Below are 14,507 nucleotides of genomic sequence, written 5' to 3'. Positions count from 1 at the left end.
TCTGTTTTATGAAAAGATTTTATTGTTGATTTTATCAGAAAAAATCATTGAAAATTTTTAAAATATGAAAACCATTATTCTGAGAGATCATTGTTTAATCATAATTAATACAGGGATTTAGCTTAAATAGAGAAACTTATGATGCGTATTTTTCTTTCTGTTTTACTTTTTGTTTTAGTTTCGTGCCATTCTCATTCAAAGAAAGAGGCTGAAAAGAGATTTGATGTCTCTTTGCTTAAGCAGAATGAGAAATTCAGGCTTTCCGGAGCGTATGATTCATTGATTACGCTTAATAAAAAATATTATGATCAGGCTAATAAAATGAATTATGCAGAAGGGAAGGCGCTATGCTTTATCAATCTGGCTGAGCTTAATATTTCACTGGAAAATTTTCAGAAGTCGCAGATTCTTTTTGATAATGCAAAAGAGATCCTGGATGGTTCAGAGGATAATATCCACAAAGCCAGATTTTATAACGTGTACGGACGCTTCAATGTAGAACTTCGAAGGCTTGATAAGGCTTTTCAATATAACAATGAAGCCATGAGCTTTATAAAGAAAAGTGATAACTCAGAGCTTAAAAATGATATACTTTTCAGTATTTATTTGAGACAGGCAATTTATCTTACCCAAAAAAAAGAATACGAAAAAGCGCTTGAATATTTCCATCAAGCCAAAAAACTGGACAATACGGGGCTTGCAGACTGTGCTATAAGCGATTATGTTTATATGCGCAGAGACAGGGATTCTGCCTATAAGTACATAACAATTGCCTACAATAAAGCCAATATAGGAGGTAAAGAAGACGGAATAGCCCTCTATACGAATACTATTATGGGGGAGTACTTTCTTAATTATAAAGAATATGATAAAGCAGAAGTGTATTTTAATAGGGCATTGAAAATCAATGAAAAAACGAAACGTATCTATGCTTATTACGCCAAGTATATCTATAATGATCTCAGGGTATTATATGAACATACGGGGGATAAAGAGAAGGCCTATTTTTATCTGAAGGCGTACACGGATGCTTTTTATAAAACCAATACATCTTTGCTGGCTACCATCAATCAGGATATGGAGTCTTTTATTACGGTAGCCCAACAAGATACCGATCATCGTCAAAGTAAAATATATTGGATTGTTTCCCTGTCGTTCTTAGGTCTCTGCCTGTTGGGACTATATGCCTGGAGAATTGTTCTTACCTTGAGAAAACGTAAAAAAATCCTTTCTATAGAAGCTGAAAATCTGAAAATAAGGATGAATGACAATAAGCAGGAAGAGATTATAGAACTTGGTAAAAAGAATGACTCTGAATTTCTGGATCGTTTTAAAGAAGCTTACCCAGAGTTTATAGCTCAGCTTTTAATGATTAACCCAAGTCTTGAAAATTCTGAACTGGTTTTTTGTGCTATGATTAAACTGCATTTTACTTCTAAAGAAATAGCAAGCTATACGATGGTTCAGCATAGAAGTATTCAGCAGAAAAAATACAGAATCAGAAAAAAACTGAACATTCCTGGAGAAACAGATATCTATCATTTCTTTGATACCTTACAATAATCAAAAAAAAACTGTCTGATTTATCAGGTCAGACAGTACTCGAAATATTCTCTTTTCACCACTCGGTTTTTTTCTTGTGGTCTCTTTGGTCAAATATGAAAATTTTTATTGGGAACATGAAAAAATACTATACTACATGGGTACTACATACTGTATTTTTGTTTTTAAATATTTGATATATAAGTCGTTATATTTTCAGTTGATTTGTGAAATTATTAATCAAAAAAAGAGCTGATCATTCTCAACTGACTTATTTTTTACCTTAATTTTTCATAATTTATCTTTTTTAAGTACTATTTAAGTATGACTTTCGTCCTGATTTTCAATACGTTTTTATCTCCAGTTTTCTTCCTGAGATTTTAATGATTCCTCGCCTAAAAGAACTTATATTATGTAAGACCGAAATGAGTTTTGAATATAATTTATTGATAATTAAATAATTATCATGCTTGTTGTACCTGTGTAGTAGGATTTTTTTTTGTTTTTTATTTGAAATATACAAGCTTTGCGGTGGGATTTTTTGCGAATTTTATACGATTGGTTTTGTTTTGTTGTATTTATGATAATGTTCCGCTATGGTTTTAAATACAATGTCTGAATGATCTTTTGATGAAAAAATAAGCAACCTTATATCTATACCAAAATAATTTTATATAAATCTATGAAAAAAAGAATTTTATTCGTTTTTGCGTTAGCATCATGTTTTACGGCTTTCAATGCTCAGAGATGGGAATCTGTTTCTCAGAAAACTTCACAGATAAGAGAAGGAGTTGCAGTACAACATTCTTACCGAGTTGATTTGAAGTCTCTGAGAGAAATGTTGAAAAATGCTGAAGAGACGGGAAAAAATGCACGTCCTGTTATTATTTCTTTACCAACAGCAGAAGGAAAAATTGAAAAATTTGCGGTCTATAGCAATCCTGTGATGGAGCAATCTCTTGTAGACAGATATCAGCTGGGATCCTATGTAGGAATTGGCGTGGATGATGCTTCTAAGTATTTAAGATTTAGTACATCCCCTACAGATATGCAGTCTATGATTATTAAAGACGGTATATTTCAGTTTATAGAACCTATAAGTGCAGATAAACAGACTTATGGCGTTTTTTATAAAACAAAGGAAAAAGGAGACATGCATGGGTTTGAATGTGATACGGAGCATGATCTTAAGGAGATAGGTAAACTGGTGGAAAACGGAAAAAAGATGCTTTCCAATGTAGGAATTACCAACAGACCTACTAATACAAAATACAGAACTTTCAGAATGGCTATGGCTGTTACCGGTGAATATACTCAATTTCACGGTGGCACAGTTGCCGGTGCTGTCGCTGCGATCAATAATACAATGACCAGAATCAATGGGGTTTTTGAGAGAGATTTTGGAGCTCACTTTAATGTGTTGGATCTTCCGGGAATTATTTATACAGATCCTGCTACCGATTTTTATACCCCTCAGGCAGCAGCAGGAGATCCGTCATTAAACTTACAGCTGCAACAAAAGCTGACGGCAGATGTTGGAAATGCCAATTATGATATCGGACACGTATTTCATCGCAATGTAGGACAAAGCAGAAATGGAAATGCCGGAGGAATAGGAATTGTTTGTACAAATCCTGCCACTAATACTTCTTTAGGAAAAGGTGCCGCTTTTTCAATGAGCCCTGACCCTGTAGGAGAAGTATTTGACTTAATGGCAGCACACGAAATGGGACACCAGCTGGGAGCCAACCATACCTTCTCTATGAGAACTGAAGCTTCCGGTGCCAATGTAGAGCCTTGGGGAGGAACAACGATCATGGGATATCCGGGAATTACTCAGGATAATATTCAGGCCAATATGGATGGATATTTCCATTATAAATCTATTTCTCAGGTATTGAATAACCTCGAAGCTAAAGTAGGATGTGGTGTTGCTGTTGATATCATAAACAATACCGCACCGGTAATTACACCGTTGGCTAATTATTCTATTCCTAAAGGAACTGCCTATTATCTGGACGCGGTAGCAGTAGATGCAGAAAGTGATCTTGTTACCTATACATGGGAACAATACAACAGTGTAGGAGACAGGAACACGATTTCCGGAGATAGTGGATGGGGCTATAATGCAGAAGGAGCTATTGCGAGATCTTTACCGGGAACAGCCACCAGCAGAAGATATTTCCCTAAGCTGGAAACTGTATTGAATGGTGTACTGACAGACAAACAGGTATGGGAAACCGTTTCCTATATCCCAAGAACATTGAACTATGCGGTAACTGTAAGAGATCAGAATGCATTAAGACCAATGACTTCCACTGCTGAAACGGTTGTAACAGTAGGTAATGACGGACCTTTCAAATTCAGCGGACTTACTACAGCATCTGTTTTATATAATGATGCATCCAATACCATCACATGGGATGCTGCAAACACCAATAACGCTCCTTATAATGTAGCTGCCGTAAAAATAGATTATACAACCAATAACGGGGCTACATGGACAGATCTGGTAGCTTCTACACCTAATACAGGAAGCTATGCTGTACAAATGCCGGCTAATGTAACGGGAACTATTAAATTAAGAATATCAGCAGTAGGCAATATTTTCTATGCTGTATCTCCGGCTGTAACAGTAGGAACGGCTCCTACTTCTACTGCCGTCGCTCCAACAGGAGTTTCTGCAATAGAGACAGAAGTTTTAAAAACAACGGCGAGAATATCGTGGAATAAAGTACCGGGAGCCACTTACTCTGTCAATTACAGAAAAGTAGGGGCTGCAAGCTGGTCGAATACAACAAGTGCTGTCAACTCTGTATTGTTGTCAAATCTTGAAGATGAAACCAATTATGAAGTACAGGTAGCTGCCGTTGTAAATAGTGTTCCGGGAGCATTCTCTACTAATTATGCCTTTAAAACAAAAGGGCTGAGAACGGGTTCAGATTATTGTTTAATGACTACAGGAGGAAATGGCGGAAGCTTTAATAGTGGTCTTGTAAGATTGACGTTATCTAACCTGGCTTATGTATATACCGGATTGGATGTTTACAAAACATATCTTGACTTTAGTGAAGATGCAACCAAAGTTGTTAATTTAACAAAAGGAACTCAATATACAGCAAGCTTTAGAAACCTTGCGGGAGGAAACTATAACGACTGGCTTGAAATCTGGATAGATTACAACAGAAACGGAGTCTTTGAAAACTCTGAAAAAGTAGTAACCAGTGGAGCTCTTCCTTTCTATGCTGCCGCTGCTCAGGCTTACCTTCGTGACGGAAATGTGACATTTACAGTGCCTGACACGGCGTACTCTGGTGAAAAATTGTTGAGAATGAGAGTTGCAAGTACTTTCTTTAATGCAGCCAGCGGACCTTGTGGAAGTCCTACTGTACCTGTAAATGGTGGTGGAATCGTTTCTGTAGGATCTTTCAGAGATTTTTCTGTGAAGATTTCGGAAAATGCTAACCTTGCTGTGAGAGATGTCGTAGACACGAAATCATCCGAAGTATCTATTTATCCTAACCCTGCAGATACATTTGTAGAAGTGAAAAACCTTAAAGGTAAAGCAGATTACAAAATCTACAGTGCTGACGGAAGATTGGTTCAGGAAGGTAAAATTGAAGGAAGGATCAATGTTGCTTCTTTGGTAAAAGGAATGTATGTGATCACTATAAAAGATGATAAGAATACTTATAATACTAAGTTAATCAAGAAATAACACAAATGAATCTCCGCATCAGGATCTAAAACGCGGAGAGAAAAAAGATTTATTTAACTGAAAAAGGCTGTCTCTGGTTGAGACAGCCTTTTGTTTATGATGAAGTATGACCATTAAAAAAGTCCAGCATGGTTACCAATGACTTTTCAGAATGCATCCGTTCGCCGTTTTCAAGGGATTCCTGTGTGGCAGTGGCTGCTCTTTTCTGCATATGATGTTCATAGCTGGAAATTGCTTCCTGTAATGTGCTGTAACTGTCATTCGTTAAATATTCACTCAATTCAAGGGCATCCAGCATAGCCATATTGGCACCTTCTCCTGCAAATGGAGGCATTACGTGAGCAGCATCACCAATCAATGTTAGATTGGGCTGGGTTTTCCATGTTTGATCTAAGGGCATAGAGTAAATCAGACGTGGAATAAAAGGAGTGGCAGCATTTTCAAACAATTCTTCCCATAAAGGATTCCATTCGGAGTATTCTGTTTTGAACCATTTGAGCACCTGTGCATTGTCAGAAAAATCAAGACCACTGGTAGCAGGCCAGTTTTCATCAGCTTTAAAGCTTGCATAAAACCCGAGATCTCCATTCCCTTTCTGGCCCAGCAAAATATTTTTTGTATTTCCGAATGCCATTATTTTTCCGCCTTTAATTAGGGCATCAATCTTAGGGGCATTTTCTTTTGAAATATTTCCTTCCAACATAATAACTCCGGAATAAACTGGTTTGATATCAGTGAGATAAGGCCGTATTTTAGAATTGGCTCCGTCTCCGGCAATAACAAGGTTTGCGTACACTGAATTCCCGTTTTTGAAGTGCAAAAGCCAGCCTTCATTTTGAGGTTCCATCGAGAGAAAATGACTGTCCCAGACTACGGTGTCAGGATGCAGGGATTCCAACAGCATATTTCTTAATGGACCCCGATCTATCTCTGGACGAAAATGCTCATGTCCAAAATCTTCTTCAGGTTTTGTTTCATGATCGTTAAAAAATATTTGAGCCTTTTCATTCATGATCAGTGTTCTGTCTGCACCGGGACGGAAAGTCTTTTTGAATTCCTCCAATAATTCTGCTTTGCGCAGGGCTGCCAGTCCTGAGTCTTCATGCATATCGAGAGGAGAGCCTTGTACCCGTGCATTTTTATTGAAATCTCTTTCATATACTTTTACATCTGCACCTTTTAATTGTAAAAGTCTTGCCAGCGTAAGTCCTGCAGGACCACCACCAACGATTGCTATTGATTTATTTTCTATCAGCATTTTAATTTAAATTTTACAATGCAAATTTATTTTCCTTTCAACACTGATAATAGTACAAATCGGTCGTTTTTATTTTTGGATAATTCTTTAGGAGCAACCCCTGAAAATTTTTTCACTTCTTTGATGAAATGATTCTGATCGGTATAATTAAGTTCCGGGAAAAGCCTTCCCTGTGCGATATGTTCCAAAGATGCCCTGAAACGCAAAATAGTAGAGTAGGCTTTTAATGACAAGCCGAGCTGTTTGGTAAAATAACGGTTGATCTGCCTGCTGCTCCAGCCTGTTTTCTCAGAAAGTTCCTGCACACTCATTTCTCCTTTTGAGGCATAAACCAGCTCAAAAAGTTGGCGTTTTCTTTCATCTACCTTTGTGGGAAGGCGTTCTTTTATTTTTTGAATTGCTTTTGTACAGCAGCAGGAAAAATCTTTTAAATCATCTGTTTTAAAATCCCAGAAATCAGGAGAAAGTTCTTTTCCAATATTCAAAAGATCTGCGATAGAGGTATTCAAAATATATTCAACAGCAAGAGGTTTAAAACTGATCACAAAGGCAATGGTATGGGGAGCAATGTATCTTTGTTCCGGATAAGTTTCCAGCCCGAGAAGAGTAATATGAAAAGGCTCTGAAGCCGATTGTGAAAAAAATAAATCAATTCTTCCGTCAGGGATGATAACCACTTCTTTCGCTTCATCCGAAAGGTTCTGAAAAGTTCCCAGATTTTCAACAAAATCTGCGATCTCTTGGTCAGGTTCTATGAAATGATAAGAGAAGTCATTGTCCATAATTATTGTCTGTGCAGACTGCTTTTAGATGAAGAAAATTACAAAAATTGTTGTAAACTACAAAGTACAATACAATTTGAATATTGAACTGGGCTAGTACATTTTAGAAAATCTGTACCAGCTGATTTGCCTATGAATATGATATTTTTGTAAATTAAGAGTTAATGACCGGAAAATGAAAAATATGCAGGAAAGTGAAATCAATTTTATACAGCACAACGAGGCGGCCTGGAACAAACAGGCATTAGAAGAGAATGAATGGTCAAAAGCTGTAAGTACAGACTTAATTAATGATGCGAAAGCTGGAAAATGGGAGGTTCATCTGACTCCGAAACCATTAAATAAGGAATGGTTGGGAGATGTGAAAGGAAAGAAAATTTTGTGTCTGGCATCTGCAGGAGGACAGCAGGCTCCGGTACTGGCAGCAGCAGGAGCTTCCGTAGTTGTTTTTGATATTTCCGGTGAACAGCTTAAACAGGATGAAAAAGTTGCTGAGCGTGACGGTTTGTCACTGAAAACCATTCAGGGGGACATGAGAGACCTGAGTGTATTTGAAGATGAAACATTTGATATTGTATTTCATCCCATATCCAACCATTATGTGGAAAATGTGAATCCCGTTTGGAGAGAAACGTATAGAGTCTTGAAAAAAGGAGGAGTATTGCTGGCCAGCTTTTTTAATCCCGTTGTGTTTATAGCAGACCGAAATCCTCAGGATATAAAAGATGGAATTATCAGACCAAAATATACACTTCCTTATGCTGATATAAAAGATTTGGATCAGAATCAGATTAATGGAAAATTGGAACATAGTGAAGCGCTGGTTTTCGGGCATACACTTTCAGATCTTATTGGCGGACAATTGAGAGCAGGTTTTTTAATTGCAGATTTTATAGAAGAAATGCAGCCAAATCCGCGCTTTTTAATTGATGAATATCTGCCAACATTTATAGCAACGAAAGCAGTGAAATCAAACCATTAAAGGCTAGAAATTTTTACGAATATCTGAATTATCACTATTTTAGAAGTCTCAAAATAGATTTATGAAGATACTTTAATGGACAAATCATCACTTAACACTTACTTTCATTCTCTATTCAGTATTGAAAAAGAAGTGGTTGAAAAGATCACTGAAAAATTTAATTGCTTTGAATTGAAAGCCAATACAATTTTGCTGGATAAAGATGCCATCAGTACCAAAACCTATTTTCTTGAAAAAGGGTATGTCCGCTCGTATATACTGAATGAAGATAATGAGGAGATTACCACCAATATTTATAAAGCTCCCTGCTTCGTTAATGACTTTTTATCCTTTTTCAGACAGCAGCCTGCCAAAGAAATATATCAAACTGTTACAGACTGCATTTTCTGGGAAACAGGATTGGAAAATGTACAGCATAATTTCCATAATATTCCCGAATTCAGGGAGTTTAGCCGGCTTCTTTTTGTCCTTAATTATTATAATATTCATGACAGACTGATTGAAATGGCCAGTCAGAAAGCATCCACAAGATATTTCAATCTGATGAAGAAGGATCCCGATATTTTTCAGCATGTCCCTTTGAAGGTAATTGCTTCTTATTTAGGAATTAAAGACAGCTCACTGAGCAGGATCCGAAGGGATATTCACAAACTGTAATTTCTTTTCATTTGTCAAGTGATAGTTCAGAAATGATCACTGATCTTTGTTTAAAAATAATTCATGAACAAAAAGCATATTGTAGTAGTAGGATTGGGTGGTGTAGGCGGTTATTTTGGATTTAAAATAAATCAGACTAATGAAACTTCCCGGAAATATACCGTTTCCTTTGTTGCCCGTGGAGAAACTTATGAGAAAGTAAAAGATAGCGGACTGACTTTGCTGTCTCCTGAACATGCTAATTCGCAGACTCATCCTGATACCATTGTACAGAACGTCAGTGAGATTGAAAATCCTGATCTGGTATTAATTTGTGTAAAAGAATATGACCTTGAAAATGTATGTAAGCAGTTGATGCCGGTCATCAACAAAGATACGATCTTGCTTCCTATGATGAACGGAGCAGACATCTATGACAGAATACGTACCGTTATTCCGGAGCATACCATTCTTCCAACCTGTATTTATGTAGCTTCTCATATTAAAGAGAGAGGAATTGTAGAGCATAAAGGAAAAGCCGGGAAAATGATTGTTGGTAGAGATCCTGAGCATTTTTCCACTCCAGTGGAATGGGTTACAGACCTTTTGAGAGAAAGTAAAATTGACTTTGATTTCAAGGATAATTCATTAACGGATATCTGGACAAAATTTATTTTCATTGCCAGTTTCGGATTGGTAACGGCAAAGCATAATTCATCCATCGGAACTGTATGTACGGACGAGAAACAGAAGAAGGAAGCGACTGAAATTATGAAAGAAATACAACAGATTGCTGCTAAAAAAGAAATTCATCTTCAGGAAGATATCATTGATAAAACATTTGAAAAGGCGTCTACCTTTCCTTTTGAAACGCCTACTTCCTTACAGCTTGATATCCATTCGGGAAAGAAGGATAATGAACTGGAACTATTTGCAGGTGCCGTATTGAAATATGGTTCTGAAACAGGTGTAGAAACTTCTTTTACTCAGAAAATCTACACTGAGATTACTATAAAATAAGTTTTGGCTAAAGCCGAAAGAAAAAGAAATATAAGAAGGCGGGTTAAAACCCGCCTCTATTGAAAATTAAATATAAAAGATAGAAATTTTTAGTCGTTTTCCTGGTTCATACTGGTAATCAAATTACTCAATCAGGTACTTAGGCACTATGCATGAACTTTTGCCGGTTCAATAATACTTCTTCAGTTTCTCTGTGATCAGGATCATCCACACAGCAATCTACAGGGCATACGGCCTTACATTGAGGTTCCTCATGAAAACCTTTGCATTCTGTACATTTTCCGGAAACGATATAATAAACTTCGTCCGAAACAGCTTCATGGTATGCATCGGCATCACCTTCTGTGCCGTCAGGAAATGTGATATGTCCTGAAAGTTTTGTTTTGTCTTTCCAGCGCCAGTCGATAGCACCTTCGTAAATGGCTGAGTTGGGGCATTCAGGTTCGCAGGCTCCACAGTTGATACAGGCATCTGTTATTTTTATAGCCATATTGTATGAATTTAAAGGGTTTAAAAAAGGGATTTCTTCAACGTCGGACGATTCAGAAATCCCCGCTAAACTTAATTACAGCAGTTCAACACTGTTCTTTGAAAATAAGCAGCATAAAGTGTGCTAATTTTTAATTTTAACTCATTAATCTGCAGCAATTTTTACTGACAGTCCATCCATTTGGGCAGTCAGATGAATCTGGCAGGCTAATCTGCTGGTTGTATTGGAGGTAAACAGTTCTGATAACAGAGCTTCCTCGATATCATTTTTTTCAGGAAGAGGGATGGCTTCACTGAGAATAAAACAATGACAGGTGGCACACATGGCCATTCCTCAACACATAGCTTCCATGGGTAATTCGTAAGCCTTGCAGATATCTTTAAGCGTAAGTCCCATTTCTAAAGGACATAATAATGTATGAGCATTACCGCTTTGGTCGATAACAGTAATAGTAATTTCATTCTCCATAATTCTTAGTCAATAGTAGCTACTACCTGTTTTTCTGCCTGCTTTCTGGTGCCGTCAAAGCCTTCAATTCCACTTACCGTTGTATATTTTAGTACAAATTTTTTATTGGGATTCAAACGCTGATAGATACTTTGGCAGGCAATGGCTGCTTCATGGAATCCGCACAGAATCAGTTTCATTTTATAAGAATAGGTATTGATATCTCCTACAGCATACACCCCTGGAATATTCGTCTGAAAGTCAGCGCTGTTGTCTACTTTTATCGCATTCTTTTCCAGTTCAAGTCCCCAATCAGCCAAAGGACCTAATTTGGGAAGCAGCCCGAACAGAGGAATAAAATAATCTGTTTCAATGGCTTGAATTGTTCCTTCTTTTTCAATAAATATTCTTGTTAACTGATTTTCTCCTTCCACAGCTACCACTTCTGCCGGGGTAATCAGGTTGATTTTTCCATCCTGTTTTAATTTTTTTACCTTTTCAACAGAATCCAGAGCTCCGCGGAATTCATTCCTTCTGTGAATAAGAGTAACGGACGAAGCTATTTCAGCAAGATGAATCGTCCAGTCCAGTGCGGAATCCCCACCTCCGGCAATGATTATATGTTTTCCGGTATAATCCTCCGGCCTTTTGATAAAATAACTAACGCCGCGTTCCTCAAAATCAGAAATATTTTCAATAGGTGGTTTTTTAGGCTCAAAACTTCCCAGACCTCCGGCTATAATAACGGCTTTCGCTCTGTGTTTTGTTCCTTTATCAGTAATCACTTCAAAAAGATTTTCTTCCAGTTTGAGAAGATGTATTGCTGTTTCATTAAATGTAAAGCCCGGTTCAAACTGTTTAATCTGCTCATAAAGATTATCGATGAGTTCTCCGGCCAGTACACTGGGAAATCCGGGAATATCAAAAATAGGTTTTTTGGGATACAGCTCTGATAACTGGCCTCCCATCTGCGGCAGTGCATCTATAATATGGCAGCGCATTTTGAGAAGGCCGGCTTCAAATACCGTAAATAACCCTGCAGGGCCGGCACCAATGATCAGTATATCTGTTTCTATCATGTTATGAATGGTTTATAGTCGTTTTTTCTATTTTTTTGGAGGTAGCAATGCTGATCAGTTTATCAAACTTACCAGCGTAGAGAGCTGAAATTTCAGTGGATTGATCAGAGGCAAATAATGATGATCTTACAATAGGAACACTGAATGGCAATGGCCACGCACGCAATGATTTGGCAATAGAATCCATGGCATTGATTCCCTGCATCGCCTGAAGGCCATCTGCCCAGCATACCAACCCCACAGTTTTATCCGTAAGATAAGGTTCATACCTGTTGGCGGTCACTTCCAGCCAGTCCAGGCAGTTTTTCATCACTCCCGGAATACTTCCGTGATAAAGAGGAGCCAGCCAGATGTGCAGATCTGCATCAGTGAACATCTGAGTCATGCGTTCTACCGCCAAAGGAGTTTTGGTAAGAGTAACATCGAATAATGGAATGCCGGAATCAGCCAGTGTAAAAATATCTGTTTGAATTCCCAGTATTTTCAGCTGTTCTGAAAAATACTCTGAAATCAGTCCGGAAGTAGATAAGGTTCTTCTTTCCAGTGATCCGTTGAATATGATTGCTTTCATTTTTTTTATTGTTTAAAAATTACTTTGGGTAATCCTATCTCGCCATACATCAGTGTCTTAACCAAAGGTTTCAATAATCCTGCAGCGAGTAAATAAAGCGAAGGATCATGATGGGTACTGGCCCGAACAACCACTTTCTGATTTTTATACTGTTTCAGATCAGCGTAAATGAGACGGCGTTTCCAGAGATCGAGCAGAATTGCTTCGGCATCATTTAAATCCACATAAGAAGCATAAGGCGAAAGTTTTTCCATAATGAACATGTAAGCCCATGGCGGAATGATGGCATCGGTAGAGCAGGTAATACCCACTGCTTTTTCGTTGTATACAGAAAAATCTACCGCAGCAATTGATTCTTTAAACTCTTTTTCCTTAACAATCATTCCCATGAAAAGGTACTCTTTGATATCCAGTTCTACAATCTCCGTAGTAGGTTTATAGTCTGAAAGGTCAAGGGCAATAATGCCGGAAGCCTTTGCTTTATTGATAAAATTTTCCTCAGTCATAGTTTGTTTATTCTGTGTTGATTATCTTACTTTTGATAAAGCTTCTTCGTATTTTTTCTCTACGGAAGACCAATCCAGTACAGACCAGAAAGCATCCAGATAATCGGCCCTTTTATTCTGATAGTTCAGATAATAGGCGTGCTCCCATACATCTATTCCAAGAATCGGAAAACCTCTGTTCATGGAAAGAATATCCATCATCGGATTATCCTGATTAGGGGTAGAGCTGATGGCCAGAGATCCGTTGAATTTTACAAAAAGCCATACCCATCCGGAACCGAACTGCGCCAAACCTGTTTTTTTTATTTCTGCTTTAAGGTTCTCAAGACTGCCGAAAGTTGCCGTGATATCATCATGAAGCATACCTTCTGGATTTAGCTTGGGTTGAGAAGAAAGGATTTCCCAGAATAAAGAATGATTATAATGACCGCCACCATTATTTCTTACAGCAGGACTGTATTCGCTAATTCTTTGAAGTAGTGAATCAAGGTCGGGATTGATTTCATTGGTTTGTGCCAGTGCAGTATTCAGATTATCTACATAAGCCTGATGATGTTTCTGATGGTGAATTGTCATTGTTTCTGTATCTATAAAAGGTGCCAAGGCATCATAAGCATAAGGTAATTGGGGTAATGTAAACGGGTTCATCGTATTTATTTTTTTGATTAATGTATGACAAAGGTAGAAATATATTTGAATAAAACAACTTTTATGTTGTTTTATTGATGCTATAGTTCGAAAGTATAATATATTGTAAATGTTTGTTTTAAGCTTTGATTTTTGAGGTTATAGAAAATGACTATATTTGTTGTTGAAAAATAAAACAACCTAAATATTGTCAAATGAAGAAGCCGGCTGCGGATCGTATTCTGATGTTTTTAAAGATGAGAGGTGAAGCTACATCGCTTCTTATTGCTGAAGAGCTTTCGATCACCAAAGAAGGGGCTAGAAAGCATTTACTGAACCTTGCTCAGGAAGGATTGATCCGGTCTTCGGTGAAGAGCGAAGGCGTGGGCCGTCCATCTACTTACTATACCCTTACAGAGAAAGGATTGTCTCAATTTCCGGATACACATGCAGATGTGACGGTTCAGATTTTGAAATCAGTAAAAAATCTTTTGGGTGACAATGCTTTGGACTTACTGATCAGTGATAGGGAAAAGAATACCCATGAGCGGTATGAAAAAGTACTTTCTCACGCAAAATCTCTGGAACAGCGCCTTGAATCTCTCGCAAAAGTTCGTAGTGAAGAAGGCTATATGGCAGAGTGGAAAAAAGAAGGCAAAGATTATTTTCTGATTGAAAACCATTGCCCCATATGTGCTGCGGCAACAGAATGTCAGGGGTTCTGCCGTGCCGAATTATCCAATTTTCAATCCTTGATCGGTAAGGATTACAAAGTGGAAAGAATAGATCATATCATTTCCGGAGGGCAGCGCTGTGTATATAAAATCAGCCAGTAAGTGATCATTCATA

At 37.6% G+C, this 14,507-nt stretch carries 14 protein-coding genes; 6 read left to right on the top strand and 8 right to left on the bottom strand.

Features of this window, described 5'->3' with window-relative positions; genetic code table 11:
- Positions 1-138: 138 nt before the first annotated feature.
- Both ODR02_RS00575 and ODR02_RS00570 read left to right on the top strand, forming a co-directional pair.
- Positions 139-1,563: a hypothetical protein gene (locus ODR02_RS00575; RefSeq protein WP_209784884.1), complete on the top strand. Its 1,425-nt coding sequence runs from the start codon at positions 139-141 to the stop codon at positions 1,561-1,563.
- A gap of 661 nt (positions 1,564-2,224) precedes the next feature.
- Positions 2,225-5,260, top strand: coding sequence for a reprolysin-like metallopeptidase (locus ODR02_RS00570; RefSeq protein ID WP_309511300.1), 3,036 nt, complete (start codon positions 2,225-2,227; stop codon positions 5,258-5,260).
- Between the two features lie 94 nt (positions 5,261-5,354).
- Here ODR02_RS00570 and ODR02_RS00565 read toward each other — a convergent pair whose 3' ends face one another.
- Positions 5,355-6,518 carry an FAD-dependent oxidoreductase gene (locus ODR02_RS00565; protein WP_309511299.1) on the bottom strand — a complete coding sequence of 388 codons (1,164 nt, stop codon included), beginning with the start codon at positions 6,516-6,518 and terminating at the stop codon, positions 5,355-5,357.
- Positions 6,519-6,544: 26 nt separating this feature from the next.
- The gene (locus ODR02_RS00560) at positions 6,545-7,300 is read right to left on the bottom strand and encodes a helix-turn-helix domain-containing protein (RefSeq protein ID WP_309511298.1); all 756 of its coding nucleotides are present in this window, start codon (positions 7,298-7,300) and stop codon (positions 6,545-6,547) included.
- Positions 7,301-7,484: 184 nt separating this feature from the next.
- On the opposite strand from ODR02_RS00560, the gene ODR02_RS00555 reads away from it, so the two are divergent.
- The 3 genes from ODR02_RS00555 (at position 7,485) to ODR02_RS00545 (ending at position 9,938) form a co-directional block, all read left to right on the top strand.
- A complete protein-coding gene (locus tag ODR02_RS00555) occupies positions 7,485-8,282 on the top strand; it encodes a class I SAM-dependent methyltransferase (protein ID WP_209784880.1) in 798 nt (265 codons plus the stop codon).
- 75 nt (positions 8,283-8,357) lie between these two features.
- Positions 8,358-8,939, top strand: coding sequence for a Crp/Fnr family transcriptional regulator (locus ODR02_RS00550; RefSeq protein ID WP_309511297.1), 582 nt, complete (start codon positions 8,358-8,360; stop codon positions 8,937-8,939).
- A 63-nt stretch (positions 8,940-9,002) separates the two neighbouring features.
- On the top strand, positions 9,003-9,938 hold the full coding sequence (locus tag ODR02_RS00545) for a ketopantoate reductase family protein (RefSeq protein WP_309511296.1): 936 nt from the start codon (positions 9,003-9,005) through the stop codon (positions 9,936-9,938).
- A gap of 139 nt (positions 9,939-10,077) precedes the next feature.
- On the opposite strand, the gene ODR02_RS00540 is transcribed toward ODR02_RS00545, so the two are convergent.
- The 6 genes from ODR02_RS00540 to ODR02_RS00515 all read right to left on the bottom strand — a co-directional run bounded on the left by ODR02_RS00540 (position 10,078) and on the right by ODR02_RS00515 (position 13,679).
- A complete protein-coding gene (locus ODR02_RS00540; RefSeq protein WP_309511295.1) occupies positions 10,078-10,428 on the bottom strand; it encodes a 4Fe-4S dicluster domain-containing protein in 351 nt (116 codons plus the stop codon).
- A 144-nt stretch (positions 10,429-10,572) separates the two neighbouring features.
- A complete protein-coding gene (locus tag ODR02_RS00535; protein ID WP_309511294.1) occupies positions 10,573-10,758 on the bottom strand; it encodes a 2Fe-2S iron-sulfur cluster-binding protein in 186 nt (61 codons plus the stop codon).
- A 143-nt stretch (positions 10,759-10,901) separates the two neighbouring features.
- On the bottom strand, positions 10,902-11,954 hold the full coding sequence (locus tag ODR02_RS00530) for an NAD(P)/FAD-dependent oxidoreductase (RefSeq protein WP_309511293.1): 1,053 nt from the start codon (positions 11,952-11,954) through the stop codon (positions 10,902-10,904).
- A 1-nt stretch (position 11,955) separates the two neighbouring features.
- Positions 11,956-12,525 (bottom strand): NADPH-dependent FMN reductase, encoded by a 570-nt coding sequence (locus ODR02_RS00525; protein ID WP_209784875.1) that lies wholly within the window; start codon positions 12,523-12,525, stop codon positions 11,956-11,958.
- A 5-nt stretch (positions 12,526-12,530) separates the two neighbouring features.
- Entirely contained in the window at positions 12,531-13,031 is a 501-nt protein-coding gene (locus ODR02_RS00520) for a DUF2480 family protein (RefSeq protein ID WP_209784874.1), read from the bottom strand.
- Between the two features lie 21 nt (positions 13,032-13,052).
- On the bottom strand, positions 13,053-13,679 hold the full coding sequence (locus ODR02_RS00515) for a superoxide dismutase (RefSeq protein WP_309511292.1): 627 nt from the start codon (positions 13,677-13,679) through the stop codon (positions 13,053-13,055).
- Between the two features lie 194 nt (positions 13,680-13,873).
- On the opposite strand from ODR02_RS00515, the gene ODR02_RS00510 reads away from it, so the two are divergent.
- Positions 13,874-14,494, top strand: a complete 621-nt coding sequence (locus tag ODR02_RS00510) for a helix-turn-helix transcriptional regulator (RefSeq protein WP_209784872.1) — start codon at positions 13,874-13,876, stop codon at positions 14,492-14,494.
- Positions 14,495-14,507: the final 13 nt, after the last annotated feature.

The sequence above is a fragment of the Chryseobacterium sp. CFS2 genome, from assembly GCF_036543225.1.
Taxonomy (GTDB): Bacteria; Bacteroidota; Bacteroidia; order Flavobacteriales; family Weeksellaceae; genus Chryseobacterium; species Chryseobacterium culicis_A.
This window is presented reverse-complemented; position numbering and strand designations above follow the sequence as displayed.

What these genes read in the sequence shown, in the direction of transcription:
- ODR02_RS00575 (WP_209784884.1), top strand. Translation starts at nt 139, where the DNA reads ATGATGCGTATTTTTCTTTCTGTTTTACTTTTTGTTTTAGTTTCGTGC.
- ODR02_RS00570 (WP_309511300.1), top strand. Translation starts at nt 2,225, where the DNA reads ATGAAAAAAAGAATTTTATTCGTTTTTGCGTTAGCATCATGTTTTACG.
- ODR02_RS00565 (WP_309511299.1), bottom strand. Translation starts at nt 6,518, where the DNA reads ATGCTGATAGAAAATAAATCAATAGCAATCGTTGGTGGTGGTCCTGCA.
- ODR02_RS00560 (WP_309511298.1), bottom strand. Translation starts at nt 7,300, where the DNA reads ATGGACAATGACTTCTCTTATCATTTCATAGAACCTGACCAAGAGATC.
- ODR02_RS00555 (WP_209784880.1), top strand. Translation starts at nt 7,485, where the DNA reads ATGCAGGAAAGTGAAATCAATTTTATACAGCACAACGAGGCGGCCTGG.
- ODR02_RS00550 (WP_309511297.1), top strand. Translation starts at nt 8,358, where the DNA reads ATGGACAAATCATCACTTAACACTTACTTTCATTCTCTATTCAGTATT.
- ODR02_RS00545 (WP_309511296.1), top strand. Translation starts at nt 9,003, where the DNA reads ATGAACAAAAAGCATATTGTAGTAGTAGGATTGGGTGGTGTAGGCGGT.
- ODR02_RS00540 (WP_309511295.1), bottom strand. Translation starts at nt 10,428, where the DNA reads ATGGCTATAAAAATAACAGATGCCTGTATCAACTGTGGAGCCTGCGAA.
- ODR02_RS00535 (WP_309511294.1), bottom strand. Translation starts at nt 10,758, where the DNA reads ATGGCCATGTGTGCCACCTGTCATTGTTTTATTCTCAGTGAAGCCATC.
- ODR02_RS00530 (WP_309511293.1), bottom strand. Translation starts at nt 11,954, where the DNA reads ATGATAGAAACAGATATACTGATCATTGGTGCCGGCCCTGCAGGGTTA.
- ODR02_RS00525 (WP_209784875.1), bottom strand. Translation starts at nt 12,525, where the DNA reads ATGAAAGCAATCATATTCAACGGATCACTGGAAAGAAGAACCTTATCT.
- ODR02_RS00520 (WP_209784874.1), bottom strand. Translation starts at nt 13,031, where the DNA reads ATGACTGAGGAAAATTTTATCAATAAAGCAAAGGCTTCCGGCATTATT.
- ODR02_RS00515 (WP_309511292.1), bottom strand. Translation starts at nt 13,679, where the DNA reads ATGAACCCGTTTACATTACCCCAATTACCTTATGCTTATGATGCCTTG.
- ODR02_RS00510 (WP_209784872.1), top strand. Translation starts at nt 13,874, where the DNA reads ATGAAGAAGCCGGCTGCGGATCGTATTCTGATGTTTTTAAAGATGAGA.